Annotated in this window: 22 protein-coding genes and 1 pseudogene; 11 read left to right on the top strand and 12 right to left on the bottom strand. The window is 65.9% G+C overall.

Features of this window, described 5'->3' with window-relative positions; genetic code table 11:
* The first annotated feature begins 46 nt into the window (after positions 1-46).
* Positions 47-1939, top strand: coding sequence for a PQQ-like beta-propeller repeat protein (locus NKF06_RS05020; RefSeq protein ID WP_253244708.1), 1893 nt, complete (start codon positions 47-49; stop codon positions 1937-1939).
* Positions 1940-1967: 28 nt separating this feature from the next.
* Here NKF06_RS05020 and NKF06_RS05025 read toward each other — a convergent pair whose 3' ends face one another.
* The 4 genes from NKF06_RS05025 to proS form a co-directional block, all read right to left on the bottom strand.
* Positions 1968-2279, bottom strand: coding sequence for a nucleoside triphosphate pyrophosphohydrolase (locus NKF06_RS05025; RefSeq protein WP_253244709.1), 312 nt, complete (start codon positions 2277-2279; stop codon positions 1968-1970).
* Between the two features lie 68 nt (positions 2280-2347).
* A complete protein-coding gene (locus NKF06_RS05030) occupies positions 2348-4102 on the bottom strand; it encodes a PQQ-binding-like beta-propeller repeat protein (RefSeq protein WP_253244710.1) in 1755 nt (584 codons plus the stop codon).
* A gap of 139 nt (positions 4103-4241) precedes the next feature.
* Entirely contained in the window at positions 4242-8777 is a 4536-nt protein-coding gene (gene gltB, locus NKF06_RS05035) for a glutamate synthase large subunit (RefSeq protein WP_253244711.1), read from the bottom strand.
* A 160-nt stretch (positions 8778-8937) separates the two neighbouring features.
* The gene (gene proS, locus NKF06_RS05040) at positions 8938-10404 is read right to left on the bottom strand and encodes a proline--tRNA ligase (RefSeq protein ID WP_253244712.1); all 1467 of its coding nucleotides are present in this window, start codon (positions 10402-10404) and stop codon (positions 8938-8940) included.
* Positions 10405-10568: 164 nt separating this feature from the next.
* On the opposite strand from proS, the gene NKF06_RS05045 reads away from it, so the two are divergent.
* Positions 10569-11066, top strand: a complete 498-nt coding sequence (locus NKF06_RS05045) for an HTH domain-containing protein (protein WP_253244713.1) — start codon at positions 10569-10571, stop codon at positions 11064-11066.
* 40 nt (positions 11067-11106) lie between these two features.
* Here the strand turns inward: NKF06_RS05045 and NKF06_RS05050 are convergent, their stop codons facing one another.
* Positions 11107-11586 (bottom strand): hypothetical protein, encoded by a 480-nt coding sequence (locus NKF06_RS05050; protein ID WP_058828081.1) that lies wholly within the window; start codon positions 11584-11586, stop codon positions 11107-11109.
* 248 nt (positions 11587-11834) lie between these two features.
* On the opposite strand from NKF06_RS05050, the gene NKF06_RS05055 reads away from it, so the two are divergent.
* From NKF06_RS05055 to NKF06_RS05065, 3 genes are all read left to right on the top strand, one after another.
* Positions 11835-13757, top strand: a complete 1923-nt coding sequence (locus tag NKF06_RS05055; protein WP_058828082.1) for a beta-CASP ribonuclease aCPSF1 — start codon at positions 11835-11837, stop codon at positions 13755-13757.
* 112 nt (positions 13758-13869) lie between these two features.
* Positions 13870-14253 carry a methylglyoxal synthase gene (locus NKF06_RS05060; RefSeq protein ID WP_004972550.1) on the top strand — a complete coding sequence of 128 codons (384 nt, stop codon included), beginning with the start codon at positions 13870-13872 and terminating at the stop codon, positions 14251-14253.
* A 136-nt stretch (positions 14254-14389) separates the two neighbouring features.
* On the top strand, positions 14390-14821 hold the full coding sequence (locus NKF06_RS05065; protein ID WP_042663536.1) for a hypothetical protein: 432 nt from the start codon (positions 14390-14392) through the stop codon (positions 14819-14821).
* On the opposite strand, the gene nth is transcribed toward NKF06_RS05065, so the two are convergent.
* Both nth and NKF06_RS05075 read right to left on the bottom strand, forming a co-directional pair.
* Entirely contained in the window at positions 14822-15628 is an 807-nt protein-coding gene (gene nth, locus NKF06_RS05070) for an endonuclease III (RefSeq protein WP_253244714.1), read from the bottom strand. It abuts the gene before it with no gap.
* A 71-nt stretch (positions 15629-15699) separates the two neighbouring features.
* Positions 15700-16125, bottom strand: coding sequence for a DUF371 domain-containing protein (locus tag NKF06_RS05075; RefSeq protein WP_042663537.1), 426 nt, complete (start codon positions 16123-16125; stop codon positions 15700-15702).
* Positions 16126-16424: 299 nt separating this feature from the next.
* Here NKF06_RS05075 and NKF06_RS05080 point away from each other — a divergent pair, with 299 nt between their 5' ends.
* The 3 genes from NKF06_RS05080 to NKF06_RS05090 all read left to right on the top strand — a co-directional run bounded on the left by NKF06_RS05080 (position 16425) and on the right by NKF06_RS05090 (position 19620).
* A complete protein-coding gene (locus NKF06_RS05080; RefSeq protein ID WP_004972546.1) occupies positions 16425-17348 on the top strand; it encodes a coiled-coil protein in 924 nt (307 codons plus the stop codon).
* Positions 17349-17438: 90 nt separating this feature from the next.
* Entirely contained in the window at positions 17439-18440 is a 1002-nt protein-coding gene (gene sppA / locus NKF06_RS05085; RefSeq protein ID WP_253244715.1) for a signal peptide peptidase SppA, read from the top strand.
* A gap of 43 nt (positions 18441-18483) precedes the next feature.
* A complete protein-coding gene (locus NKF06_RS05090) occupies positions 18484-19620 on the top strand; it encodes a DUF373 family protein (RefSeq protein ID WP_058828086.1) in 1137 nt (378 codons plus the stop codon).
* A 37-nt stretch (positions 19621-19657) separates the two neighbouring features.
* Here NKF06_RS05090 and NKF06_RS05095 read toward each other — a convergent pair whose 3' ends face one another.
* Together NKF06_RS05095 and NKF06_RS05100 are read right to left on the bottom strand one after the other, a co-directional pair.
* Positions 19658-19849 (bottom strand): hypothetical protein, encoded by a 192-nt coding sequence (locus tag NKF06_RS05095; protein WP_058828087.1) that lies wholly within the window; start codon positions 19847-19849, stop codon positions 19658-19660.
* An 88-nt stretch (positions 19850-19937) separates the two neighbouring features.
* Positions 19938-20720 carry an aldo/keto reductase gene (locus NKF06_RS05100; RefSeq protein ID WP_253244718.1) on the bottom strand — a complete coding sequence of 261 codons (783 nt, stop codon included), beginning with the start codon at positions 20718-20720 and terminating at the stop codon, positions 19938-19940.
* A 236-nt stretch (positions 20721-20956) separates the two neighbouring features.
* Between NKF06_RS05100 and NKF06_RS05105 the strand changes: the two genes are divergently transcribed.
* Together NKF06_RS05105 and NKF06_RS05110 are read left to right on the top strand one after the other, a co-directional pair.
* Entirely contained in the window at positions 20957-21154 is a 198-nt protein-coding gene (locus NKF06_RS05105) for a hypothetical protein (protein ID WP_058828088.1), read from the top strand.
* A 104-nt stretch (positions 21155-21258) separates the two neighbouring features.
* The gene (locus tag NKF06_RS05110; protein ID WP_058828089.1) at positions 21259-21969 is read left to right on the top strand and encodes a DUF6517 family protein; all 711 of its coding nucleotides are present in this window, start codon (positions 21259-21261) and stop codon (positions 21967-21969) included.
* 40 nt (positions 21970-22009) lie between these two features.
* Here the strand turns inward: NKF06_RS05110 and NKF06_RS05115 are convergent, their stop codons facing one another.
* Both NKF06_RS05115 and NKF06_RS05120 read right to left on the bottom strand, forming a co-directional pair.
* Entirely contained in the window at positions 22010-22873 is an 864-nt protein-coding gene (locus NKF06_RS05115; RefSeq protein ID WP_253244716.1) for a 2-oxoacid:ferredoxin oxidoreductase subunit beta, read from the bottom strand.
* Positions 22870-24630, bottom strand: coding sequence for a 2-oxoacid:acceptor oxidoreductase subunit alpha (locus NKF06_RS05120; RefSeq protein WP_004972538.1), 1761 nt, complete (start codon positions 24628-24630; stop codon positions 22870-22872). The genes NKF06_RS05115 and NKF06_RS05120 overlap by 4 nt, the downstream gene beginning before the upstream one ends.
* A gap of 306 nt (positions 24631-24936) precedes the next feature.
* Here NKF06_RS05120 and NKF06_RS05125 point away from each other — a divergent pair, with 306 nt between their 5' ends.
* The gene (locus NKF06_RS05125; protein WP_058828090.1) at positions 24937-25581 is read left to right on the top strand and encodes an FAD-dependent oxidoreductase; all 645 of its coding nucleotides are present in this window, start codon (positions 24937-24939) and stop codon (positions 25579-25581) included.
* A gap of 41 nt (positions 25582-25622) precedes the next feature.
* On the opposite strand, the pseudogene NKF06_RS05130 reads toward NKF06_RS05125, so the two are convergent.
* Positions 25623-25884 (bottom strand): annotated as a pseudogene (locus NKF06_RS05130) (copper ABC transporter permease); the annotation flags it as partial.

Here is a 25884-nt window from a genome sequence, read left to right on the forward strand (position 1 = left end):
ATTTATCGGGTGTGTAATGAACCTTCACGGGTGTGCACCGTAAGCCGTGACAAACGACCAAAACTCGCTGACCAGACGCACAGTGCTTTCATCGACGGCGCTCCTTGCTGGCGGGTCTCTCGTCGGTGGCGAGGTACTCGCAGCCGACGGCTCCGATGTCGCGGAAGCTTCCGGTGCCTGGAAGCAATTGCAGGGCGACGCGGCGCACACCGGGTCGAGAGCGACCGATTCGCTTGGAACGGCGGCGGTTCGAGATGCGTGGGCAGACGTCGAATTCGAAGTCACTCCCGCGGGGTCCACGGGCATCGTCGTCGCCGACGGCGTCGTCTACATGGGGTTGCGATTGGGCGATGGCCTGTTTGGTGCGTTCACCACCGACGGGTCGTTCGTCGAGATTGGCAGCAGTACTATGGGCGGCAACTACAAATTGACGCCCGCGGTCGCGGATGGGACGCTCCTCGTACCGACGGACGAAGGACTCGTGGCGTTGGACACGAGTTCCTACGAGGCCCAGTGGCGGACGAGCAACCCCACTTTCACCACCGCCGTCGTCGCGAACGGGTCCGTCTTCGTCGGCGAAGATACGACGGACGACGGGAACCCCGATAGTCTCGTCGCCTACGACATCGCCGACGGAACCGAACTGTGGCGTCGTGACGTGACGTTCCGACGCTTCGAAGATAACCGGGTGATGAACAACGTTCAGAGTTCGACATCGCCTGCGGTGGCGGATGGGACGCTCTATGCCCCCACGGAGTCCGGCGTCCTCGCGTTGAATCCGTCTGATGGGTCGGCGGTGTGGTCGTCAGCGAATGACGCGACGTGTGTCTCGTCGGTGAGCGTCCACGACGGGACTGTTTTCGTCGTCGGAACTGCCGAGACGACGTCCGTCTACGCCATCGATTCGAACACCGGGGAGACGGCGTGGCGACACGAGATGTCGGACGTCGGCGGGTACGACCCCGCCCTGACGCTTGCCGTCGGTGCGGGGACGGTCGCCACGACAACTACCGAAGGGACTCTCGTCTCACTAGACGCCGCGACCGGCGAAGAACGGTGGATCGAACCCGGCAAGACGCTCCCTGAATACGACGTGTCATTCAACGCACCGCCGCTGATTGCCGACGACAACCTCTACGTCAACCTCGATATGGACGTCGCTGGCGGTATCGTCGTCTTCGACGCACAGTCCGGAGCGTTGCAGAACTGGATACCCGGCGTGGGTGGTGAATACGCGATGGCTCACGACGGTGAGATGCTCTTCACGCAGGGGGAGGCAATCGAAACGCACCCCGATCCCCCCGCGGCACCGACGCCGAGCATCGAACCCGAACAGACGACACCCGGAGCCTGCGTGCCGACGACGTTCGCAGTCGATTTCGACGAAGATCTCACCGACGATGACCGCGCAAACCTCCTCTACGAGTGGGACTTCAACGGTAACGGGACAGTCGACTTTCGGGAATCTGGCGGTGGATTCGTCCGCGCCGAACACGAGTACGAAATCGGTGAGTACACCGCCAGACTCGTCGTTCGGAACCAGTACAACCAGACCGCGGAGGCGACGACGACCTTCAGAGCCGTCGAGTGCGAGGGTGAACTGGACCCGAGGATCGAACTCCTCACCGAAGAACCGACAGCGGGCGAACCGATAACCTTCGAGGTCCGCGGAGAGGGCAAGTTCGACTCGTACAACTGGGATTTCCAGGGGCCGACCACCATCGTGGACGGCGACGGAGACGACAGAAGCGAGACAGTCGTCTACGAGTACACTGAGTACGAAAACGTCTCTGTCGGCGTCGAAGACATCTACGGCCGGCAGGAGCATGCACAGATGAACGTCTTCGTCGCACCCGCCGATAGCGACGATTCGACCGACGACGGAAGCGGGTCGACTGACGGCGGAAGCGCTGGCGACGGTGCCGACGACTGTGTCTAATCACGCGTCGGCGTAGCCGGCGCGGACCTCACTCGACGCGTTCGAGTACCACGCCGTCTTCGAATCCACCGCGCTCGGCCGCCTTCTCTCGCGCCGCCGTCTGGACCGTCTCCCAGTCTTCGTCGCGTCGGGCGAGTACCGCGTCGACGACAGCGTACACGTCAGCGAGTTCCTCGACGCGCCCGGATTCGGCGAACTCCTCGGCCTCTTCGACCAGTTTCTCGCGCAGTCGGCGGTCGAACTCCTCGTCGTCGGCGACGTGGACGACCGGCGTCTCGCCCGACTCGCGGACGATTCGGGGAATGTCGTCGCGGACGAGTTTGTCGTACTCGCGGGTCATACCATCGAGTTCGGACGACCGGTGGAAAAATGGGGCGACGGGGGTGGGCCGCGGTCCCGCTTGTGCGACTATCTGTCGGTGGAGAGACGAACCCTGTCGGTGCTCTGGTTGCCGTCGGGGCCCGTCACGCGGAGCGTCACGTCGAGCGTCCCACAGAAGTCGAGCGTAATCTCCGTCGTCGAACCGCGTTCTTCGAACGATGCGCCCTCGCCGAACTGCCACTCGTAGGTCGCCACCTCACCCGTCGACGCGGTTCCGTCGAGGCCGACGGTGGTCCCGGAATCGAGGTCCGTCGAGTCGGCGTCTTCGGGGTCGGTGACGATGCGGGCGACCGGGGCGTCCGAGGAGCGCGGGAGATTCCTCGAATCGGGGGCCTCCGGACTCCCTTCGAGGGCGAACACCCCGGCTTGCTCGGTGGACTCCTCTTCCAGATAGCCCGTGAGGATTCGTCCGCCCGCGAGCGCCGGCGTCGATGCTTTTCGGGACGGTGCGCTCTGCTCGTGTCGAACCAGATAGGACCACTGCTGGGACCCGTCTTCGGTCGAGAGCGCGTGTATCGTGGGATGTCGGCGTTCGCGTTCGAGGTCTCCGATAGCCTTGGGGATGGCGCTCCCGCCGAGGTAGACGGTGTCGCCGGCCACGCTCGGGTCGCCGTGGAGTTCTGTCGAGGTGTCGTGTGTCCACAGCACGTCTCCGGTGTCGGCGTCGAGCGCGTAGACCGTCGAGAGGATACCCTCCTCGGCCACCGAGTCCACGTCGAGCGCGGTGGTGACGTAGAGGGTGCCGTCGGCGACGGCCGGTGCGCTGATGAACCGCGCCGACGCCTCGCCGTCGGGTGTGAGTCTCGTCTCCCACTCGATGCTCCCGTCCTCGTCGCTGTGTGCGACGACTCGGTTTATCTCGTCCGTTCGGAACCGATTGCCGGAGGAACGGTAGATGCGGCCGTTTTTGTGGGCTGAGTCGACGAAGTTCACACCGTCTTCCAGCACCGCCGTCCACCGCCTGCTCCCGTCGTTCGCGTTCCACGCGACGAGTTCGTTCTTCTCGTCGGTGTACGTCGCCATCCCGTAGAGCGTCTCGTCGTCGCCAATGTAGGGATAGGACCGATACGACGCGTCGGAGCGCCACACGACTTCGCCGCTCTCGGGGTCGAGTTCCGCGACGACCGACTCCTGTTGGTCCGGGTCTGCGCTGGCGTTTGTCAGGTGCTGGACGTAGAGGGAGCCGTCGGCGACGAGCGGCGTCCCGAGCCACTCCTTGTCCGGACTCGCGTAGTCCGCTGGTGTCTTCTGCCAATTAATTTCGCCGGTATCCAGGTCGAGCGCGTGGAGTCCACCGTATTTGACGTCCGGATCGGTGTATCCTGCCTCGCTCGTCACGAAGAGCGTCCCTTCTGCCACGGCTGGTGTGTCGGTTACTCGGCCGATTCCGGGTTCTGACGCCCCGTACTCCGGGGCAATGTATTTCCAACGTTCTTTGCCCGTGTCGGCCTCGTAGGCGACGACGCCCCCTCGGAACGTACTGTCGTTGGTGTAGAACGTCTGGAAGACGGCCCCGTCGTCGACGAGTACCTCGTTCGCGCTGGTCTTATGCCACGTTCCGTCGAGCCACGACAGGGCGGCGTACTCGTCGTCAGGCGCCGATTCGGGAGCGACTGCACCGGTGCGTCCCGGTTCGGCACGAGACTGCGACCAACCCTCGGTCGTGACCGTGTCCGAGTCTGCCGTCGAGTGACTGTCCGCGAGCGAGGTGCCGGCGACGCCGGATGCCGTGAGGGCACCGAGCGTGGCGAGGACTGTCCGCCGCGAGTAATCTCGGGTCATGTCCACGCCGACATGGCCCCGGACGGCACATCATTATCTGTTCGATAAGTGATACGAAACAGTCCGAAAAAACACGCCGAACAGCAAGAAAACGCGGGACGTCGACCGGACCGTCAGTCGCTGACGGTCAAGTCGGTCCTCAGTCGTCGCTCGTCGTCGCTGCGCCGACTCTGTCGGTACCGGCGTCGACGATTGCGCCCGCCTTCGCCGGGAGTTCGTTGCGGACGTCCTCGCGGCCGTCCTCGGCGATGACCTCGGCGTACGCGTCGGGCATCACCTTCACGAAGTCGCCGAGTACCGACTGCCAGTCGTCGAGCAGTTCGGCCGCGCGGTCGGACTCGGTGTACGCGAGGTGGTTCTCGACGAGGCGGGTGAGCATCGCCTCGTCCTTGTCGTCGAGGTGGTCTTCGAGCGTCACCATCTCGGTGTTCGCCTTCGCGGCGAACTCGTCGTCGGGGTCGTAGACGTAAGCCACGCCGCCGGACATGCCCGCGGCGAAGTTGCGGCCCGTCTCGCCGAGCACGGCGACGACGCCGCCGGTCATGTACTCGCAGCCGTGGTCGCCGACGCCCTCGACGACCGCCTTCACGCCGGAGTTACGGACGCCGAAGCGCTCGCCGGCGAGGCCGTTGACGTAACATTCGCCCTGCGTCGCGCCGTAGAGGGCGACGTTGCCGATGAGGATGTTCTCTGCGGCCTCGTAGTTGGCCTCGGCGGGCGTGTTGACGATGACGCGGCCGCCGGAGAGCCCCTTACCGACGTAGTCGTTCGCGGCCCCGGTGAGCCGCATCGTGACGCCGCGGGCGAGGAAGCCGCCGAACGTCTGGCCGGCGATACCGTCGAACTCGCAGCGGATGGTGTCGTCCGGCAGGCCCTCGCCGCCGTGGGCGTTGGAGATGCGGTTCGAGAGCATCGCGCCGACCGCGCGGTCGACGTTCGAGAGGTCGCGGCGGATGACGACCGGCTCGCGGTCCTCGATTGCCTCCGCGGCCTCGTCGATGAGCTTGTGGTCGACGTGCGTCCCGATGTCCGCGTGGACCTGGTCTTCGGTCTTGCGGCGCGCGCCCGTCTTGGGCTCGGCCAGCACCGACGAGAGGTCGAGGTGCTTGGCCTTCTCGTGGTCCGTCTCGACCTGCCGGAGCAGGGACGGACGACCGATCATCTCGTCGAGCGAGGTGAAGCCGAGGTCGGCCATAATCTCACGGAGTTCCTGCGCGATGAACGTCATGTAGTTGATGACGTGGTCGGGCTCGCCGGGGAAGCGGCGGCGCAGGTTCTCGTCCTGCGTGGCAACACCGACCGGACAGGTGTTCTCGTGGCACTGGCGGGCCATGACACAGCCCGAGGTGACGAGCGACGCGGTCCCGAAGATGTACTCCTCGCCGCCGAGGAGGGCGGCGATGGCCACGTCGCGGCCGGTCTTCATGCCGCCGTCGACGGAGACGCGGATGCGGGAGCGAAGCCCCGTCGCGCGGAGCATCTGATTGGCCTCGGCGAGGCCGAGTTCCCACGGGAGGCCCGCGTTCTTGATGGAGGTCTTCGGCGACGCGCCAGTGCCGCCATCGTGGCCGGAGATGTGGACCACGTCGGCTTTCGCCTTCGAGACGCCGGCGGCGATGGTGCCGATGCCGGCCTCGGAGACGAGCTTGACGTTGATGTCGGCGTCGGGGTTGGCCGACTTCAGGTCGAAGATGAGCTGTTTGAGGTCCTCGATGGAGTAGATGTCGTGCAGCGGCGGCGGCGAGATGAGGCCGACGCCCGGCGTCGCGTAGCGGACGTGGGCGATCATCTCGTTTACCTTCTTACCGGGCAGGTGGCCGCCCTCGCCGGGCTTCGACCCCTGCGCCATCTTGATCTGAATCTCCTCGGCCGACGAGAGGTAGTGGGAGGTGACGCCGAAGCGGCCGGAGGCGACCTGCTTGACGTTACACTCCTTTTCGGTGCCGAAGCGCTCCGGCGGTTCGCCGCCTTCGCCGGAGTTGGACTTGCCGCCGATGCGGTTCATCGCGATGGAGTTGTTCTCATGGGCTTCCGGCGAGAGGCTGCCGAGCGACATCGCGGCCGTCGAGAAGCGCTTGACGATGTCCTCGACGGGTTCGACCTCGTCGATGTCCACAGGCTCGCGGTCGGAGTCAAACTCGAGCAGGCCGCGGAGGGCCTTCAGCTGTTCCGACTGGTCGTTGACCAGTTCGGCGAACTCCTGGTACTTCTCGTAGTCGCCGGTGCGGACGGACTGCTGGAGCGTGCCGACGGTCTGGGGGTTCCAGCCGTGGTGGATGCCGGCCGAGCGGTTCTCGTACTCGCCCTGCCGTTCGAGCTTCGGGTCCGCGCCGAAGGCGGCGGCGTGGCGGGTCAAAAGGTCCTCTTCGATGACATCGAGGCCGATTCCCTCGGTGCGGATTTCGGTGCCCTCGAAGTACTCGGCGACGAAGTCGGAGTCGAGACCGACGGCTTCGAAAATCTGCGCGCCGCGGTAGCTCTCGACCGTCGAGATGCCCATCTTCGCCATCGTCTTGAGCAGGCCGTCTTCGAGCGCGTGAACGTACGCGTCGATGGCCTCGCCCTCGTCGGCCCCGTCGGGGCCGGCGACGACGTCCTCGATGGTCTGGTAGGCGAGGTAGGGGTTCACCGCGCCCGCGCCGTAGCCGACGAGCGTGGCGAGGTGGTGGACCTCGCGGGGGTCGCCGGACTCGACGACGAGGCCGGCGTGGTTCCGGAGGCCGTTGCGGACGAGGCTGTGATGGACTGCGCCCGTCGCGAGCAGGCTCGGGATGGCGACCCGGTCGGGGCCGACGTCACGGTCGGAGAGGACGACGATGTCCGCGCCGTCTTCGATGACCGCCTTGGCCTCGTCGCGAACGGCCTCGATGGCCTCGCGGAGGTCGCCACCCTGCTCGTAGGTGATGTCGACGACGGCGCTGCGCATGTCGTCGTCGAGGTCCTTGATTGCCGCCGTCTCGGCGTCCGTGAGGACGGGCGAGTCGAGGACGAGCTGGCGCGCGTGGTCGGCCGACTCGTCAAGCAGGTTACGCTGGAAGCCGAGCCGCGACTCCAGACTCGTCACGAGCTTCTCGCGGATGTAGTCGATAGGCGGGTTCGACACCTGCGCGAACAGCTGCTTGAAGTAGGTAAAAAGCGGGCGGTTGAGGTCCGACAGCACCGAAAGCGGCGTGTCGTCGCCCATCGAGCCGACGGGGTCCTTGCCGTCGCGGGCCATCGGCTCTATCATGTGGTTGAGCTGGTCGTGCGTGTAGCCGAACGCCGCCTGCGTCGCCCGAAGCGACTCGACCTGTCCGCGCGAGGTGGAGTCCGCGTCGCCGGCGAGCTCGTCGAGGTGGCGCTGCTGTTCGTCGAGCCACTCGCCGTACTTCTCGTCCGTGAGGGAGTCGAACACCTCGGCGTCGGGGATGACGCGACCCTCGTCGGGGTCGGCCATGAAAATCTCGCCGGGTTGGAGGCGGCCGCGGGACTCGATTTCCGCGGGGTCGGTGTCGAGCGCGCCGACCTCGCTGGCGACGATGAGGCGGCCGTCGGTCGTCACCTCGTAGCGGCACGGCCGGAGGCCGTTGCGGTCGAGGACGGCAGCGATACGGTCGCCGTCGGTCGCCGCGACGAGCGCGGGGCCGTCCCACGGCTCGACCAGCGAGGCGTGGAAGTCGTACCAGTCGCGTCGCGCCTGGTCCATCGCGTCGTCGTTGCGGTACGCCTCGGGGATGAGCATCCGCAAGACGTGCGGGAGTTCGCGGCCGCCCTTGAGGAGCAGTTCGACCGCGTTGTCGACGCTCGCGGTGTCGGACTGGTCGGCCTTCGTGATGGGCCTAAGCGTCTCGATGTCGTCGCCGAACGCCTCGTGTTGGAGATCCGTCTCGCGAGCGCGCATCCAGTTGACGTTACCGCGGATCGTGTTTATCTCGCCGTTGTGGATGACCTGGCGGTACGGGTGGGCGAGGTGCCACGCGCCCAGCGTGTTGGTGGAAAAGCGCGCGTGAACGAGCGCGAGTTCGGTCACCATCCGCTCGTCGCCGAGGTCGGGGAAGTAGTTCGGGAGCTGTTCGGCCGTGAGCAGCCCCTTGTAGACGATGGTCTTGCGGTCGAGCGAGCAGACGTAGAACCGGCCTGCGCCCTCGATGGCGAGGGCATCGACCGCCTTCTCGGCGGCTCGACGGGCGAGGTAGAGCGCTCGGTCGAACTCGTCTGCGGTCATCTCGTCGGCCGGCTCGACGAACAGTTGCCAGACGTCGGGTTCCGATTCGAGCGCGGTCGCGCCGAGTTCGGAGTTGTTGGTCGGCACGTCGCGCCAGTCGAACACGGACAGCCCGTGGTCGGCCAGCGAATCCTCGACAACCGCCGAAACGCGCTCGCGGACCTCGTCGTCGGTCGGCATGAACACCGAACCGGCCGCGTAGAGGTCCGGAAGCTCGGTTTCGAGGACTGCTTCGAAGAATTCGTCCGGTCGCTGGAACAGGATACCCGCCCCGTCTCCGGTGTTCTCCTCGGCGCCCGTGGTGCCGCGGTGCTCGAGGTTTTCGAGGAGTTCGAGGCTGTCTGCGACGACGCGGTGCGAGGCGCCGTTTTCAAGGTCTACGACGGCCCCAACGCCGCAGTTCGACCGCTCGTCGGTCGGGTCGGCTAACCCGCCCTGAGCGAAGGGTGCGTCTATGTGTGGCTTGGTCATACGCCAATGGTACAGCTACCCCCATAAGCAACTTTTCCTGAAACCATAAGGGTGTTACAATGTCATATAAGGATGTATCCATACATAGTATGTCGACTAATGATGATTCGACGCACGACGAAAAATATGAATAATCGTGTGGAACAGCGCGGCGGTCGGCTCAGTAGGACTTCGCGAAGTACGCGGTCTCCTCGGCGTCGTCGCCGCAGACCGCACAGTCCTCGCCGTCGTGAATCTCCGCGTCTTCGTCGTTCAGGGGAACCATGACGATTTCGGCGGCGATTTGGTCTTTAATCTCCTCCTCGCAGGCCTCGTCACCGCACCACGGCGCTTTCACGTAGCCGCCGTGCTGGCCGATGGTGCCGAGAATCTCGTTTCGGGCGGACGCCTCGCGGACGTTCTCTTCGAGGTTCTCCTCGGCGGCGGCGTAGAGCTTCGCGTACACCTCGTCGAACTGCTCTTGGACGGCCTCGGCGATGTTCTCGCGATCGAGTTCGACCGATTCGCCGTCGGGGCGGTGGACGACCGTGACGACCTCGTCGTCGACCTCGTTCGGGCCGATTTCGAAGCGGACGGGGACGCCCTTGAGCTCCCACTCGTTGAACTTGAAGCCGGGGTTGCGCTCGTCGCGGGCGTCGAGTTCGACGCGGACGCCGGCGTCTTCGAGGTCTTCGGCGATGTCCTCGGCGTACTCGAGGACCTTCTCCTGCGTGTCGGCCTGCCAGATGGGGACGATGACGACCTGCTCGGGCGCGATGGTCGGCGGCAGGACGAGGCCTTGGTCGTCGGAGTGCGTCATGATGAGCGCACCGAGCGAGCGCCACGACAGCCCCCACGAGGTCGTGTGGGCGGGCTCTTCGTCCTCGTCTTCGGTCGTGTAGGTGAGGTCGAACGCCTCGGCGAAGGAGGTGCCGAGGTAGTGGGAGGTGCCGGCCTGCACGGACTTGCCGTCGGGCATGAGCGCCTCGACGGTCGTCGTCGTGTCCGCGCCGGGGAACTTGTCGTGTTCCGGCTTCGCGCCGCGGAGCACGGGGATGGCGAGCACGTCCTCGTAGAGCGACTGGTACTGCGAGAGACGAGTCATCGTCTCGTCCCACGCGCCGTCGCGGGTCTCGTGGGCCGTGTGGCCCTCCTGCCAGAGGAACTCCTTGGTGCGGAAGAACGGCTTCGTCTCCGTGGCCTCCCAGCGAACGACGGAGGCCCACTGGTTCACGCGGAGCGGGAGGTCGCGGTGACTGCGGACCCACCGCGCCATGTAGGGCGCGATGATAGACTCGGAGGTCGGGCGGACGGCGAGGCGCTCTTCGAGTTCCTCGTGGCCGCCGTGGGTGACCCACGCGACCTCGGGGTCGAAGCCTTCGACGATGTCCTTTTCGCGTTCGAGATAGCTCTCGGGGATAAACAGCGGGAAGTACGCGTTCTGGACGCCCGTCTTCTTGAACTCGCCGTCGAGGTAGTTCTGGATGGACTCCCACAGCGCGTAGCCGCGCGGGCGAGTCACGATGAAGCCGCTCATCCCCTCCGGCCCGTAGTTCGCGAGGCCCGCCTTCTGGACGACCTCGGCGTACCACTCGCCGGTGTTGTACTGCTTCGACTCGGTGATACCGAGTTCCTGCTCGTCGCTCATTGCCCATCGGTAGCCGTAGCGAACCCTTAAACGCCCCGAAGGTGCCGGCGCGCCGCCCCGCCGCGCGGACCGTCTCTCGCCGACGACCGTCGGGGGTTCCGGCGGACGCATAGATACATATCGTCGGATGCCCTACCTTCGACGTGGTGGTTGGCGTGCTAACAATGGACACAATTGTGAGCGACGAGCGGCCGACTCCTCGGGAGGAGGCGGTCCGGATCGAACTGTGGGTTCCGAGCGGCCGGCGCGCGGAGTTCACACCGGTCATCGAACGACTGGACGATATCGTCGAACGCGGCCTCGTCTCAGAGTACACGGTCGAGACGTGGGACCGGTTCGTAGACCTGTCGGGGAAGTTGAGCCCGCGCGAGCGTCGCGCCCGCGACCGACTCGCGTCGTACGCGCGGTGGGCGGCGACGCGGGGCGAGCGCTTGGCGGGGTTAGGCGACCCCGAGGTGCGCGGCATCGGCCGGATGGGTCCGGAACGACCGACGCGGCGGACCCCACGGGCGGTCATGGCGGAGTACGAAAACGGCGTCCTCGCGCACGTGACCGCGTGCGAGGAGTGCGTCGGCGCGCTCCGCGGACGACTCAGCGAGCTCGATTCGCAGGCCGAACGCGAGTCCGAGCAGTCGTCGGAGCGCGTCCGAATCGAGTGGTAAGCGGTCCGAACACAGTTTTTACGGTGACACCGCCCCGTCGTCAGCGCCGGCTATCGAACGGTGAGTCGCCGTCGCGCCACGACCACCCCGGCAGGCGGGTCTGAAACCCCGCGGCGAGCGCGGCATCGAGGTCGTCGCGTCCGGCGGGCCCGTCGGTGTGGACGGCCACGTCCGCGAAGTGGAACGTCGCCTGCGCGAGCAGTCGAAGCGGTTCGCCGCCCGCGATGGTCGCTGCGAGTTCGCGGCCGAGCACCTCGTCCACGACGAACCCCGGATAGTCGTCCTGCACGTCCAACTGTTTGAGGATGCGCACGTAGGCCGCGACGTTGACGCCGACCTCGCCGTCGGCGAACACCGCGTCGACCGCGTCGAGGTAGGCCGCGTCGTCGACCTCACCGACGCGCGTGTCGAACTGCTCGCCGAGTCGCCGTCGCGTCTCGTTGATGAGCGGGACGACCACGTCTGCGCGCTCGCGGACCCAGTCGTGCTCCGCCGAGACGGCCGCCGGTGTGAGTTCCATGGTCGTCGGTCGGCCCCGAGATGCTTCGACTTTGCGAAGGGTTTTATACTGGCGACATGGTACTGTCGGGTAAGCGGGTTTTCCCTGCCTCTTCCCGCAGTCGAGATACCACCGTATTCAGTTCACTATGCTCTCTCCGCAGTTGGCCGAGACTGGCACTCGTACACGTGGACCGTCTCGTGTCGACGCTCCTGAGGTAGGGGTTCCCGAGACCTGCCGGCGCAGGACCGGACGGGTCGCTCGTAACTATGAGCTCCGTAGATAAACAACTCGAGAATTTGAAGGCAGAGATTACGAACGAACTCCCCCGCGACATCTCGGTTTCCGACGTCAAGTACGAGGGTCCCGAACTCGTCGTCTACACGCGCGACCCGAAGAAGTTCGCTCAGAACGGCGACCTCATCCGGAAACTCGCGAGTAAGCTCCGAAAGCGAATCACGGTTCGCCCGGACCCGGACGTGCTGTCCGACCCCCGAGAGGCCGAACCCAAGATTCTGAGCGTCATCCCCGAGGAGGCCGGCGTCACCGACCTCGACTTCCACATCGACACCGGGGAAGTCGTCATCGAGGCCGAGAAACCGGGCATGGTCATCGGTCGCCACGGCTCGACGCTCCGCGAGATTACGCAGAAAGTCGGCTGGACGCCCGAAGTCGTCCGCACCCCGCCCATCGAGTCCTCGACGGTCTCGAACGTCCGCAACTTCCTGAAGCAGGAACGTGAGGATCGCCGCCGCATCCTCGAACGGACCGGCCGGCAGATTCACCGCGAGCAGCTCTCGGACGACGAGTGGGTCCGCATCACGACCCTCGGCTGCTGCCGCGAAGTCGGCCGCGCGTCCTTCATCGTCTCGACGCCCGAGACCCGCATCCTCGTCGACTGCGGCGACAAACCCGGCTCCGACGACGTGCCGTATCTGCAGGTCCCCGAGGCGCTCGGGTCGGGCGCGAACTCGCTCGACGCGGTCGTCCTCACCCACGCTCACCTCGACCACTCGGCGCTCATCCCGCTTCTGTTCAAGTACGGCTACGACGGCCCCATCTACACGACCGAGCCGACCCGCGACCTCATGGGCCTGCTCACGCTCGACTACCTCGACGTCGCCTCGAAGGAAGGCCGCACCCCGCCGTACGAGTCCGAGATGGTTCGCGAGGCCATCAAGCACACCATCCCGCTGGAGTACGGCGACGTGACCGACATCGCGCCCGACGTGAAGCTCACCTTCCACAACGCGGGTCACATCCTCGGCTCCGCCGTCTCGCACTTCCACATCGGCGACGGCCTCTACAACGTCGCGTTCTCCGGCGACATCCACTACGAAGACACCCGCCTGTTCAACGGCGCGGTCAACGACTTCCCGCGCGTGGAGACGCTCGTCCTCGAATCGACCTACGGCGGCCGCAACGACTACCAGACCGACCAGCAGGACTCCGAAAAGCGCCTCATCGAGGTCATCAACGAGACGTACGACCGCGGCGGCAAGGTCGTCATCCCGGCGTTCGCCGTCGGTCGCTCCCAGGAGATTATGCTCGTTCTCGAAGAGGCGATGCGCTCGGGGAAGATTCCGAGGATGCCCGTCCACCTCGACGGGATGATTTGGGAGGCGACGGCCATCCACACGACCTACCCCGAGTACCTCCGCGACGACCTCCGCGACCGCATCTTCCACGAGGACGAAAACCCGTTCCTCGCCGAGGAGTTCAACCACATCGACGGCGGCGAAGAGGAACGACAGGACGTCGCCGACGGCGACCAGGCCATCATCCTCTCGACCTCCGGGATGGTCACCGGCGGCCCCATCATGTCGTGGCTCCGCCACGTCGGCCCCGACCCGAAGTCCCGACTGGTCTTCGTCGGCTACCAGGCGCAGGGGACGCTCGGTCGTCGCATCCAGAACGGCTGGGACGAGATTCCGGTCAACGGCCGCGACGGCATGGGTCGGTCTGACACGCTGAAGCTCGAGATGGACGTCGAGACCGTCGACGGCTTCTCCGGTCACGCCGACCGGCAGGGCCTCGAAAACTTCGTCAAGACGATGAACCCGCGCCCGGAGAAGGTGCTGTGCGTCCACGGCGACGAGCGCTCCGTGCAGGACCTCTCGTCGGCGCTCTACCACGACTACAACATGCGGACGTTCGCGCCGAAGAACCTCGAGACGTTCCGCTTCAAGTAACGACTCGCAGTCACGGCGACCCGCACCGGCGCGTCAACTGCCGCCGCGCGACGATTTCTCACTGACGGCGTCCGGCCGAAGATTAATCACGACGCTCGAACGAGTGTTTGCTATGCGTCTCGCACTTATTGCTCACGACGAGAAGAAGCCGGACCTCATCTCGTTCGCCGAGGAGCGACAGGCCGACCTCGAACGCTTCGAACTCATGGCGACGGGGACGACCGGCCAGCGACTCATCGACGCCACGGGCCTCGACATCGAGCGCAAGCAGTCCGGGCCGCTCGGCGGAGACATGCAGATCGGCGCGGAGATCGCCAGCGAGACCTGCGACGGCGTCATCTTCCTCCGCGACCCGCTGACCGCTCAGCCCCACGAACCGGACATCACCGCGCTGCTCCGCATCTGCGACGTTCACCAGACGCCGCTGGCGACCAACCTCGCCAGCGCGGACGCCGTCCTCGACGAACTCATCCGACAACTCGACGGCGAGGAGTAAGTACCGGGACTGCGTCGCGTCGGGACTGAACCGCGCCGGGACCCCTGCGTCTCTCGTCTCGCTTTCCGCCGACTCGCGGTATCAACCCTGAGAACGGCGGCGTATCCTTAATTAGCAGCGCGCCGGAGGCGACGGTATGAACGCCGCGACCCGCGCGTCCCTGACGCTCGCCGTGATTCTCGTCGTTGCGACCGCCCCGGTCGCCGCTGCGACCGGTCCGACCTCGCCGTGTTTCCCCGGAGAGGGCCACCAGTTCGACATCGGCGGCGAGGGCGCGGGCATCGATCTCGTCGTCTTCCTCTCGATGTTCGAGAACCTCGGCGGCGAGGGCGGCTTCGGGATGGAAGCCGGCGGCTCCGTCGGCAACGACTCCATCGTTCAACTTCGGGCGGGCGTCGCGTTCGACGGCATCGGCCCCGTCTCGGCGTTCCTCTCGAACCCCTTCTCGCGGTTCAGCGTCGTCTACGACTACTCGATGGACCTCCCGATGTTCGCCGACTCGGGCGTCGAATCGAGCTACGAGGACGACGGCTCGCCGGTGAGCGGACTCGAAACGAAGTCCTGTTAGTCAGTCGGCGGCGGCCGCGGGATCGGTGACGGACTGCGCCGCCGCGTCGACGCCGACCATGTCGCACACGTCGGCCATCGGGCACGCCTCGGGGCCGTCGAGACACGCGGGTTTGCGGGCCTTGCAGAACTCGCGGCCGAACTGAATCATCGCGGTGTGGCCGAAGCCGCATTTCTCGTCGGGGATGTCGCGTTCGAGCGCCGCCCGAACGCCTTCGTGGTCGGCGTCGGCGGGCGCGAGTCCGATTCGCCGAGCGATGCGGTGGACGTGCGTATCGACGGGGAAGACGCCGCCGCGGCCGCCCGCAAAGAGGAGGACGCAGTCGGCGGTCTTGGGACCGACGCCCTTCATCTCCAAGAGTCGGTCGCGGACCGTCGCGGGCGCTTCCTCGCGGACGTAGCGGTCGAAGTCGGCCTCGCTTCCGAAGTCGGCCAGCACCTCCTCTGCGACGCCCTGGATGAGCTTCGACTTCTGGTTGTAGAGCCCGCCGGAGCGGATGGCCTCGACGATGCCTTCTCGGTCGGCCGCCGCCAGCGACTCGGCGAGCGCCGCGCCGCCGTACTGCGCCATGAGTTCGTCGTGGGCGGGCTGGCTCGCCTTGTCGCTCGTGTTCTGGCTCAGAATGGTTCGGACGAGACACTCGAAGCCGCCCTGCCCGCCGTAGGCCTTCCGCCAGTAGCGCTCGCCGAGTCGGTCGACGACGACCTCGGCGCGTGTCGCGGTCTCGGGGTCTGCGGGGTCGAACACCGTCTCTCGGCCGCCGCCGCTCGCGCCGCCGCTGATGTTCTCGGAGGGTTCTTCGGGCATGTCCGGAGGTTACGACCGCGCGGTGAAAAACGCATCTCGTCGTCTCGCCCGGCCCACCGCTCGCGCGGGCGCTACTCGACTTCGATGGTGACCGTCAGTTCCGCGCCGTCGGCGAGCGCCGAGACGAGGTCGCGGTCGAAGCCGGCAGCGGCGTGGGCCGCGCCGACCGCGCCCGTCCGGTCGTCCACGTAGTCGCTCGTGCGGAAGACGACGCTGCGGTCGCCCTCGAAGGTGAGGTCCGGATGCCCGCGGGCGCGAACCGTCTGTTCGTAGGTGTCGTCGTCCGCGTCCACGCGAACGCGCACGTCGATAGTGGCGTCGTGGGACTGACAGGCCTCGACGAACGCCGGGTCGAAGTCGGCGGGCGTGCGGTCGGCCTCGACGCCGATGATGCAGTCGCCCGCGGGGGTGAGCCAGTCGTCTGTCGTCACCTCGAACGTGCTCGCGTGCTCGGCGCGCACGTGTTCGTGTCCGCGTGCGCGGATGACCTCTCTCATGGCGTGGCATCCGACCCGACTCGGTTTAGCCCCCACGATTCGCATCCCATTTATATGCGGCCATGCCAACGACTAACATGGTGAATACGGTCGATACGAGCGGTGTGGTAACTGTTTTCACCCGAATTTCCACCGAAGTATTTATTAACTGGTCGCCTGTATGTGTATGTACCTGAGCGCCTCCGGCGTTCCGGCGGCATCGCACGCAGAATGATCGGGAATTCTTATCCACGGTCGGTCGCACTCCCACGAGCAGCCGCCACGCACGGAGTGGTGATGGTATCGAGGATTGATTACGCATGGTAACGAAGCAGGAAGTACTTAGCGAGTTCGACGTGCAGGAACTCGACGAGGCACGAAACATCGATCTCCCAGACGAAAAGCTCGAGAGCGGCTCGAAAGGCGAACTCATCAAACTCGCCGGTCAACTCCGTGACCGCCGCAATGAACTAAACCAGATGGCTTCTGAGCGCGCATCCAAGCGCGACGACCTCAACGCGATGACTCGCGAGAAGGTCGACGAAGCCCAGAAGCACCGCGAGAAGCGCGACGAGATGAACTCGCAGGTGCAGGAACACAAGCAGAGCCGTAACGAGCTCAACGCGAAAGCTAACGAGCTCTTCGACGAGGTCGACGAGATGAAAAGCGACCTCGAGCTCGACGACGGCAAGGACATCGACGAGCTCAAAGAGGAGATCGAGCAACTCGAGTTCCGCCAGCAGACCGAAGTCCTCTCGACAGAAGACGAGCGCGAGCTCATCGAGAAGATCGAGAACAAGCGCGAAGAACTTCGCCAAAAAAAGGACAAGGTCGAAGAGAGCGGTGACCTCGAAGAACTCATCGAAGAGGCAGAAGAGGTCCGCTCCGAGGCGTCCCAGCACCACCAGAAGGTGACCGAGCTGGCCGACGACGCCCAGGAACACCACAACCAGATGATCGAGGCCTACCGCGAGGCCGACGACATCCGCGACAAGGCCGACGAGATGCACGAGCTCTTCGTCGAAGCCCAGGAAGCGGCCGACCGTCACCACGAGGACTTCGTCCGCGTCCAGAAGCGCCTCCGCGAGCTGGACAAGAAGGAAGAGCGCCAGCGCAAGGACTCCCGCGCCGAGGAGCGCGAAGCCGCCAAGGCCGAGGCCGAGGAGATCTACCAGAAGTTCAAGGAAGGCGAGACCCTCGAGACCGAGGACCTGATGAAGCTCCAGAAGTCCGGTCTGCTCTAAACTCCGGTCACTTTCTCTCTCTTCGTCGCGCTTGCGACGTATCATTTTTATCCCGCTCGAAGCCCCAGCGACAGCCATGAGTGATTCACCGTGACCGACAGCTTCACGCGCATCTACCGGCTGGCTATCGTGGTCGTCTTCGCCGTCGTCGCGGCGGCGGTCGGCTGGGTCCTGTTTTACTCCGTTCCCGACACGCTTGCGGACCTCGCGGGGCTCCTCTTGGTCATCGGGACCGTCGTCGCCGCGCTCCGCGTCGGCGGCAGACTCGCCGCCTCGGCGTTCCCCGACTACGACGTGGCCGAAGTCGCCGTCGAGGGGCCGATTTCCCGCGACGGCGGCGGCGGTCCGGTTCCGGGTCGCGGTAGCGGGACGCCCGCCGACGACATCGTCGAACAGATCGACGCCGCGGCCGACGACGAGAACGCCGACGCGCTCCTCGTCAAACTGAATACACCCGGCGGTGAGGTGCTGCCGAGCGACGACATCCGCCGGGCCGCCGCCGATTTCGACGGGCCGACAGTCGCCTACGCCACCGACACCTGCGCCTCGGGGGGCTACTGGATCGCCAGCGGCTGCGACGAACTGTGGTCCCACGACGTGAGCGTCGTCGGCTCCATCGGCGTCATCGGCTCGTCGGTCAACGCCTCGGAGCTGGCCGACAAGGTCGGGCTCTCCTACGAGCGGTTCGCCGCGGGGAAGTACAAGGACGCGGGGATGGCCCTCAAGGAGCCGACCGAGGACGAACGCGAGTACCTCCAAGGCCTCATCGACGACTACTACGACGACTTCGTCGAGCGCGTCGCCGAGGGCAGAGACATGGACCCGCAGGTCGTCCGCGACACGGAGGCCCGCGTCTACCTCGGCGAGGAGGCGCACGAACTCGGGCTGGTCGACTCGCTGGGTACCCGCGACGACGTGGAAGACCGACTCGCCGAACTCCTCGGCCGCGACGAGGTTTCGGTCAGGGAGTTCACCCCCGAGGTCGGCCTCACCGACCGGCTCCGCGGCGGCGTCGAGGGGGCGGCGTACGCCTTCGGTGCGGGACTCGTCTCGTCGGTCGACCCCGACGACGGCTTCTCGTTTCGGTTCTGACGACTGGGAGGCTTTTTAGCCCGCGCCCGCGTTCGTCTTCCACGTGACAACGCTCGTCCTCTGTGTCGACCGGGCGAACGACATCGGCCGCAAGACCGGGCTCTCGACGCCCGTCGTCGGCTGGGAAGCGGTCCGGTCGCTCGTCACCGACGTGGGTCTCGCGGACCCCGAGGACTCAAGCGTCAACTGCCTTCTCGCGGCGTTGCGGACGACGCGCGAACTCAGAGACGAGCGCGAGGACGCCGAAATCGCGGTCATCTCGGGAACGAGCGATAGCGCCGTCGGGGCGGACCGCGCCGTCGCGCGACAGCTCGACGACCTCGCCGAGCGCTACGATGTCGAGTCCGCGGTCGTCGTCATCGACAGCGCGGAAGACGAGCGGCTCGTCCCCGTCGTCGAGAGCCGGTTCCGGGTCGACGCGGTCGACCGCGTGGTGGTCCGGCAGGCCCACGACATCGAGTCGACGTACTACCTGCTCAAGCAGTTCCTCGGCGACGAGGAGCTTCGCTCGACGATACTCGTCCCGCTCGGCGTCGGACTGCTTCTCGTCCCGCTGCTTCTCGTCCAGTTCACGCCGGCGGTCGCGATGGCCGGGCTCGCCGCCCTCATGGGCGCGGTGCTCCTCTACAAGGGGCTCGCTATCGACGAGTTCCTCTCGGACGCGCCCGACCAGGTTCGCGACGCCCTCTACTCCGGACAGGTGTCGGTCGTCACCTACGCGGTCGCCGCGGGGCTGGCAATCGTCGGGCTGTTCCTCGGCGCGCTCGCCATCCGGACGCCGGGCGTCGGCGGGAGCGAGGAGGTGCTCGTCCCGTCGCTCCTGTTCGTCTACCACAGCGTCCCGTGGCTGGCGCTCGCCGCGCTGACCGCGAGCGCGGGCCGTCTCTTGGACGAACTCATCGGGAGCGAGCGCGTCTCCACATCGTACATGAACCTCCCGTTCGGCGTCGTCGCCATCGGGCTCGTCGTCCGCGGGTTCGCCGGGTTCCTCCTCGAACGACAGGGCGAGTTGGCGAATCTCGAACTGCTCGGGCGACTCGCGCTCACGCCGGTCCAGCGGCTGGCGATGTTCATCGTCGCCGGCATCGTCGTCAGCGCCGTGGGCGTCCGCATCTCGGCGAGCGTCTCGGACGACGCGCTCGAAGACGTGGTCGACACCCCGCGAGAAAACGAGAGTTGAAGTCTTCCGTGCCGCTTTTTTGCTTCGTTCCGCGCCGTTAGTTCGCCGCTCGGTACTCCCCGTGCTTGACGCCGATGGCGAGACAGACGGCCCCGAAGACGAGCATCGCGGGCGTCACCATCATCAGGACCGTACTCGTGGCCATCACGCCCATCCCGACGAGGGCTGCGGTTCCGACGACGACGAGCGCGACGAGCAGCGCGACAGTCCTGGGGAGGTCGAACTCCATGCGGTTCTGTCGGGACTCGTTCGACAAATCCGTTGCGGCTCCGCCCCGCAAATCGAGAGGCGAACCGGAAAAACGCGGTTTCAGTCGCTTACCAGGGCGCGAAGCCGGGGTCGACGCGGCGGTCTTCAACGTCGATGGCGTCGATGGCGGCCACGTCCTCGTCGTCGAGTTCGACCGCGAGCGACTCCCAATTGTCGCGGATGTGCCCCTCGCTGGTCGCCTTCGGAATCGCGGTGACGCCCTTCTCGCGGAGCCACGCCAGAGACACCTGGGCCTCGCTTGCGTCGTGCTTCTCGGCGATGTCGGACAGCACGTCGACATCGAAGACGTTTCCGCGGGCGAGCGGCGAGTACGCGACGATTTCGATGTCCTCATCGGCGCAGACCTCGCGGAGCTCTTCTTGCTGGAGGAGCGGGTGCATCTCGATTTGGTTGGCGAAGGCACCTGACTCGGACAGTTCGGCGGCCTCGCGGACCTGCTCGGGCTCGAAGTTGGAGATGCCGACGCGCTTTGTCAGCCCGCGTTCGACGAGTTCGTCGAACGCCGCGAGGGTCTCTTCGGCGTCGTACGTGCGGGACGGCCAGTGGACGTACAGGAGGTCGACGTAGTCCACGCCGAGCTTTTCGAGGCTCTCTTCGGTGCTCTCGATGACGTCGTCGTAGGATAGCTCGTCAATCCACACCTTCGTCGCGAGGAACACCTCGTCGCGGTCGACGTCGGCGGCGGCGATGCCCTCGCCGACCTCCGTTTCGTTCTCGTACGCCTGGGCGGTGTCGATGTGGCGGTAGCCCATCTCCAGCGCCGTCTGCACCGCGTTGCGACACTCGTCGGCGTTCGTGTTCTGCCACGTTCCGAGCCCGAGCATCGGCATCCCGTTCGCTCGCGGTGCGTCGTCTGCTGAAGCGGCGTTCTCCGTCATGGACGAACCGTGGGCCGCGAGTTGAAAAGGCGTTCCGAAAGGGCGGGCGAATTTCCGGCTTTCACGGGCTGAGGGTGTGTCACACGGGATCTCAAATGTTCGCTCCTCGATGCCACCCGACGCCGCTCGACGCGTGGCGGCGGGTGGTTTATGTGCCATGTGGTAGCATATTTGAACGGTGGTCAAGAATGTCGTCCGCATCAGAGCCGTTGACAGAAGAGAACACGAACGCGTTCGCGCACCGCATCGCGGGTGACTCGCTCGTCTACGAGTGTCCGAACTGCGAGTTCGGCGAGGTGCTGGTGACGGAACTCATCGAGTCCGACAACGCGCGGTGTCTCGATTGCGGGACGCGCTACCGGCTCAACATCGAGACGGTGGAGTAGCGAGCGCGTCGAAGGGACTCCCGGCGACGGCCCGACTCGGTCGGTCGCTCGGCGCTTTTTCGCGGCGGCGAGACTGTCATGCTCTCTGCGCGCCTCTAGAGTGCATGCCTCAACTACGTACAACCCTCGCGCTCGCGCTCGTCGTCACGCTCGCGGGATGCCTCGGTGGGCTCGGCGGTTCGACCACGTTCGCGGCCCAGCCCGCGACGATTCCCGCGTCGGCCTACGAGGCACACGGCTACGTCCACGGCAACAGCACCGTCGTCCCGCTTTCGTACGACGTGGGCGTCGGCCCCGCCTCTCGTTCCGTCGGCGCGGACGTCTGGGTGTCCGGGTACTCGAAGACGACCGACGACGACGATATCACGGCTCTCGTAGTCGTTTCGTCGCCGAACGCCGAAGTCGCTGGCCAGTCGGTCAACCCGCTTTCGAACCTCGGTAACCGCGACCTCGTCGCGGCCGGTCTCGACGTGCTGGCCGACGCGCAGGCGCTCGGAAACGTCCCCGAGGTCAACGGCGTCCGCGAGGTCGGTGCGCGGAACGTCACGATGCTCGGGTCGGAGACGGAACTCGTCACCTACGCGGGCACGGTCGAAGTCGAAGCCGGCGAGACCACTGTCGACGGCGAGACGGTCGCCTACGAGGGCGGGACAGCTGAGGTAAGACTCCATCTCGCGACCGTCGAACACGACGGTGACGTGGTGGTTCTCCTCGCGGTCCACGGGGCCGACGTGGACGAGACCGACGCGGTCGCGGCGCTCGCGGGCGCTGTCGAGCATCCGGGGACGGTCGAAAGAACGGTCGAAGTTCGGTGAGCGGTCGGCGCGGCGTCGGCCGCGAGTTCGGCGGTCGTCGTTAGTAGAACTCGCGGACGAGGTCCATCGCGTCGTCGGGCGCGCCCGACGGGATGTCCGACATGTCTTGGTCGACGCCGAACTTCTGCTCGTAGGAGACGGAGCTTTCGTCTTTGTAGATGACGCCCTCGTACTCCTTCGACGAGTCGAGAATCTTCTCTTTGGCCGCGTCGTAGTCGGTCGGGTCGTGGTCGGTGTCCGCGAGGTCCACGAGGTTGTCGCGGAAGTAGTCGTAGGTGTCCACGTCGTTGAACGTGACACACGGACTGAACACGTTCACGAAGCCGAAGCCGTCGTGTTCGATGGCTTCCTGGACGATTTCCGCGTGGCGCTTGTGGTCCGTCGCGAACGACTGCGCGATGAACGTGCCGCCGGCGGCCAGCGACAGCGCAAGCGGGTTGACCGGGGGCTGCTTCGGACCCTCGGGCGTCGTCGAGGTCTCGAAGTCCTCGCGCGAGGTCGGCGAGGCCTGCCCCTTCGTGAGACCGTAGATGCGGTTGTCCATGACGGTGTAGGCCATGTCCACGTTGCGGCGGACGGCGTGAATGAAGTGGCCCGCGCCGATGGAGTAACCGTCACCGTCGCCGCCGGCGGCGACGACGGTCAGGTTGGGGTTCGCCAGCTTGACGCCGGCGGCGACCGGGAGCGAGCGCCCGTGGACGCCGTGGATGGCGTACGAGTGCATGTACGTCCCGATTTTCCCGGAACAGCCGATACCGGCGACCATGAACGTGTTGTCGGGGTCGGTGCCGGAGTTGGCGAGGGCTTTCATGATGCCGTTCATCGTCCCGAAGTCCCCACAGCCGGGACACCAGGTCGGTTGTTTGTCTGACTTGAAGTCGGTGAAGCGGACGTTTGAGCTCATGCTGAGACCTCCTCTGCGTCGAGGGTGGCTTTGATTTCGTCTGCGAGTTCGTCCGCCTTGAAGCGGACGCCGTCGTATTTGTTAATGCGCTTGACACGGGTCAATGTGTCGTGCTCGACGACGTTGGCGAACTGCCCCGTCGCGTTACACTCGACGACGATGACCTCGTCTGCCGCCTCGATTTCCTCGGTGAGGTCCGGCCGCGGGAACATGTACGGGACCGACAGGAAGCGCACGTCGATGCCGTCCTCTTCGAGGAAGTCGAGCGCCTCGACGAGCGCGCCCTCGTTGGAGCCCCACGAGAGGATGAGCGTGTCCGAATCGGCGTCACCGAACTCGCGCGGCGAGAAGTCCTCGGTCTCCTTTGCGGTCTCGACCTTCCGGTCGCGCTTGTCGACCTGCTCGACGCGCATCGACCGGTCTTCGGTCCGCCGACCGAGTTCGTCGTGTTCGAGACCGGTCGACATGTGCGCGCCCTGTTCCGTGCCGGGGAACGCGCGCGGGCTGACGCCGTCGTCGGTGAGCGCGTGCGGCTGGAAGCGACCTTCCTCGTCGAGCCACTCGTCGATGGAGTCGTCGTCGACGACCTTGCCGCGGTCGATTTCGACTTCGTCCATGTCGAACGCCTCGGGGGAGAACGTCTGTTCCGTGACCGCCATCGCGAGGTCGGCCGCGACGTAGACCGGAACCTGGTACTTCTCGGCGAAGTTGAACGCTTCGACGGTCTTCCAGAAGCACTCGTCGATGCTCGTCGGCGCGACGACGAAGCGCGGAATCTCGCCGTGGCCGCCGTACAGCATCATGTTGAGGTCGCCCTGTTCCTGCTTGGTCGGCATCCCCGTCGAGGGGCCCGAGCGCATCACGTCGACGATGACGAGCGGCGTCTCGGAGGTGGCGACGAGACCGAACGTCTCGGTCATCAGGTCGATACCCGGCCCGGAGGTCGCGGTCATCGACCGCGCGCCGGCGCGTGCCGCACCGAGCGCGAGGTTGATGGCCGCGAGTTCGTCTTCCGCCTGCACGACGTGACCGCCGTAGCGTTCGATACGGCCGGTGAGATACTCCATCACGTCCGTCGCGGGCGTGATGGGGTAGCCGGCGTAGAAGCGACAGCCGGCGGCGATGGCGCCCATGCCGATGGCCTGGTCGCCGTTGATGAGCACGTAGTCCTCATCGGTCGTTTCGAGGTCGTAGTCGAACTCGTGGTCGTACTCGTCGTGGACGTATTCGAGGCCCGCGCGAGCCGCCTTCTTGTTGTTCTCGACGATGGCCTCGCCCTTCCCGCCGAAGCGCTTCTGCAGCGCGCTGTCGAGGTTCTCGATGGGGAAGTCGGCGACGGCGCACGCCGCGCCGAGCGCGACGACGTTGCGCATGATAGCGCCGCCCGCCTCCTCGGCGAGCGCCTTGAGGGGGATGTCCAGCCCGACCATTCCCTCGGGGATTTCGACGTCCGCCATCGTCGAGCGGTCGCCGTCGTAGATGATGACGGAACCTTCGTGCAGTTCGTCGAGGTTCTCGTCGATTGTTCGTTGTGTGAGTGCGATGAGCACGTCGAGTCGGTCGACGACGCTCTGTACGGGGTCGATGGCAGTCCGAACCTTGTACGCGGTGTATCCGCCCCGGATTCGCGAAGCGAAGTCCTTAGAGGTGAACACGTGGCGTCCAGCCCGGGATAGCGCCTGAGCGAAAATCTTCCCCGTGGAGTCGATGCCATCGCCAGCCTCGCCGCCGATGGCCCAGTTGAAGTCCGCAGGCATGCTGAGTGAAATCTACCCATAGCCGGGTCAAAAGCCTTCTGAAAATTGGTGTTAAACGACGGTACTGATAATAAATGAAAATTGGATACATAAGTTCTGAGGGGAATCAAAATGAATGAGACAACCAACTTTTCTGCGAATTGGGGTACTAGAATTATCCAAATGTGCAGTTGTGGTGTGTTTTACCCCCTCGTGGCAATTATCTCCGGTTTACACTATGTGCACAGTGGGCACGGCTCGACCCGTTCTCCGGTGTGCGCGTCCGGGAAGGCAAGGCCCTTGTGAGCCTGCGACCAACCCGGTCGCATGGACGCAATCGTCACCGTCTCCGCGGTCCGCGACGTCGGCCCCGGAACGGTCGCCATCGAGTTCGAGACGCCCGACGGCTTCGAGGCCGAACCGGGCCAGTTCGTCAAACTCTCCGCCGAGGTCGACGGCGAGTCGTACGCGCGGTTCTACACGCTCTCGTCGCCCGGCGTCGGCGACACGTTCGAGGTGACCGTCGGCATTGACCCCGAGGAGGCCGGGCCGTTCAGCCAGCACCTCGACTCGCTCGCCGCCGGCGACGACGTCGAGATTTCCGGGCCGTTCGGGCAGAGCTACTACGACGGCGAGTCGCGCGTGGTCGTCCTCGCTGGCGGTCCCGGCGTCGGCCCCGCGGTCGGCATCGCCGAGGCCGCGGTCGCCGACGGCAACGAGGCCGCCGTGGTCTATCTCGACGACGCGCCCGCGCACGAAGATCGCCTCTCCGCGCTCCGCGACGACGGCGCGAGCGTCGTCGTCACCGGCGACGAATCCGACCTCGCCGACGCCGTCTCCGACGCGCTCACCGGGGGCGAGGGCGAACAGGTGTTCGTCTACGGCTTCGCCGACTTCGTCACGCGCGCGACCGACGCCGTCGATGCCGCCGGCGGCGACGCCGACGCGGCGAAAGTCGAGAACTTCGGGTAGGCGCTTCGACCGCCTGCCGGCCCGCCCAGCACCGCTCACGACTATTCTACCGGTCGCCACGCCGTTAGCACCGCGACCGCGAGTGCGACGGCGACCCAGCCGACGAGTCCCGCGAGCGCCGCGACCGGCGAGGTCGAACCGCCGGTCTCGACGGCGACGCCGAGGACGAGCGACCGAAACGCGCCGTTCGGGCTCGCCGCGAGGACGAGCGGGACCGCGTCGATACCGAGGTTCCCCGAGGCCAGTCCGGCGACGGCGGCGGCGTCGACGCCGACGACGAAAGCGACGAGCAGGCCGACGGCG

The sequence above is a fragment of the Haloferax sp. AB510 genome, assembly GCF_024136985.1.
Classification (GTDB): Archaea; Halobacteriota; Halobacteria; order Halobacteriales; family Haloferacaceae; genus Haloferax.

Coding starts and splice junctions, on each gene's coding strand:
- NKF06_RS05105 (WP_058828088.1), top strand. CDS start 20,957: ATGTCGTCCGCATCAGAGCCGTTGACAGAAGAGAACACGAACGCGTTC.
- nth (WP_253244714.1), bottom strand. CDS start 15,628: ATGCCCGAAGAACCCTCCGAGAACATCAGCGGCGGCGCGAGCGGCGGC.
- proS (WP_253244712.1), bottom strand. CDS start 10,404: ATGAGCGACGAGCAGGAACTCGGTATCACCGAGTCGAAGCAGTACAAC.
- NKF06_RS05110 (WP_058828089.1), top strand. CDS start 21,259: ATGCCTCAACTACGTACAACCCTCGCGCTCGCGCTCGTCGTCACGCTC.
- NKF06_RS05045 (WP_253244713.1), top strand. CDS start 10,569: ATGGACACAATTGTGAGCGACGAGCGGCCGACTCCTCGGGAGGAGGCG.
- NKF06_RS05050 (WP_058828081.1), bottom strand. CDS start 11,586: ATGGAACTCACACCGGCGGCCGTCTCGGCGGAGCACGACTGGGTCCGC.
- gltB (WP_253244711.1), bottom strand. CDS start 8,777: ATGACCAAGCCACACATAGACGCACCCTTCGCTCAGGGCGGGTTAGCC.
- NKF06_RS05100 (WP_253244718.1), bottom strand. CDS start 20,720: ATGCCGATGCTCGGGCTCGGAACGTGGCAGAACACGAACGCCGACGAG.
- NKF06_RS05055 (WP_058828082.1), top strand. CDS start 11,835: ATGAGCTCCGTAGATAAACAACTCGAGAATTTGAAGGCAGAGATTACG.
- NKF06_RS05080 (WP_004972546.1), top strand. CDS start 16,425: ATGGTAACGAAGCAGGAAGTACTTAGCGAGTTCGACGTGCAGGAACTC.
- NKF06_RS05095 (WP_058828087.1), bottom strand. CDS start 19,849: ATGGAGTTCGACCTCCCCAGGACTGTCGCGCTGCTCGTCGCGCTCGTC.
- NKF06_RS05120 (WP_004972538.1), bottom strand. CDS start 24,630: ATGCCTGCGGACTTCAACTGGGCCATCGGCGGCGAGGCTGGCGATGGC.
- NKF06_RS05030 (WP_253244710.1), bottom strand. CDS start 4,102: ATGACCCGAGATTACTCGCGGCGGACAGTCCTCGCCACGCTCGGTGCC.
- NKF06_RS05060 (WP_004972550.1), top strand. CDS start 13,870: ATGCGTCTCGCACTTATTGCTCACGACGAGAAGAAGCCGGACCTCATC.
- NKF06_RS05125 (WP_058828090.1), top strand. CDS start 24,937: ATGGACGCAATCGTCACCGTCTCCGCGGTCCGCGACGTCGGCCCCGGA.
- NKF06_RS05065 (WP_042663536.1), top strand. CDS start 14,390: ATGAACGCCGCGACCCGCGCGTCCCTGACGCTCGCCGTGATTCTCGTC.
- NKF06_RS05075 (WP_042663537.1), bottom strand. CDS start 16,125: ATGAGAGAGGTCATCCGCGCACGCGGACACGAACACGTGCGCGCCGAG.
- NKF06_RS05025 (WP_253244709.1), bottom strand. CDS start 2,279: ATGACCCGCGAGTACGACAAACTCGTCCGCGACGACATTCCCCGAATC.
- NKF06_RS05115 (WP_253244716.1), bottom strand. CDS start 22,873: ATGAGCTCAAACGTCCGCTTCACCGACTTCAAGTCAGACAAACAACCG.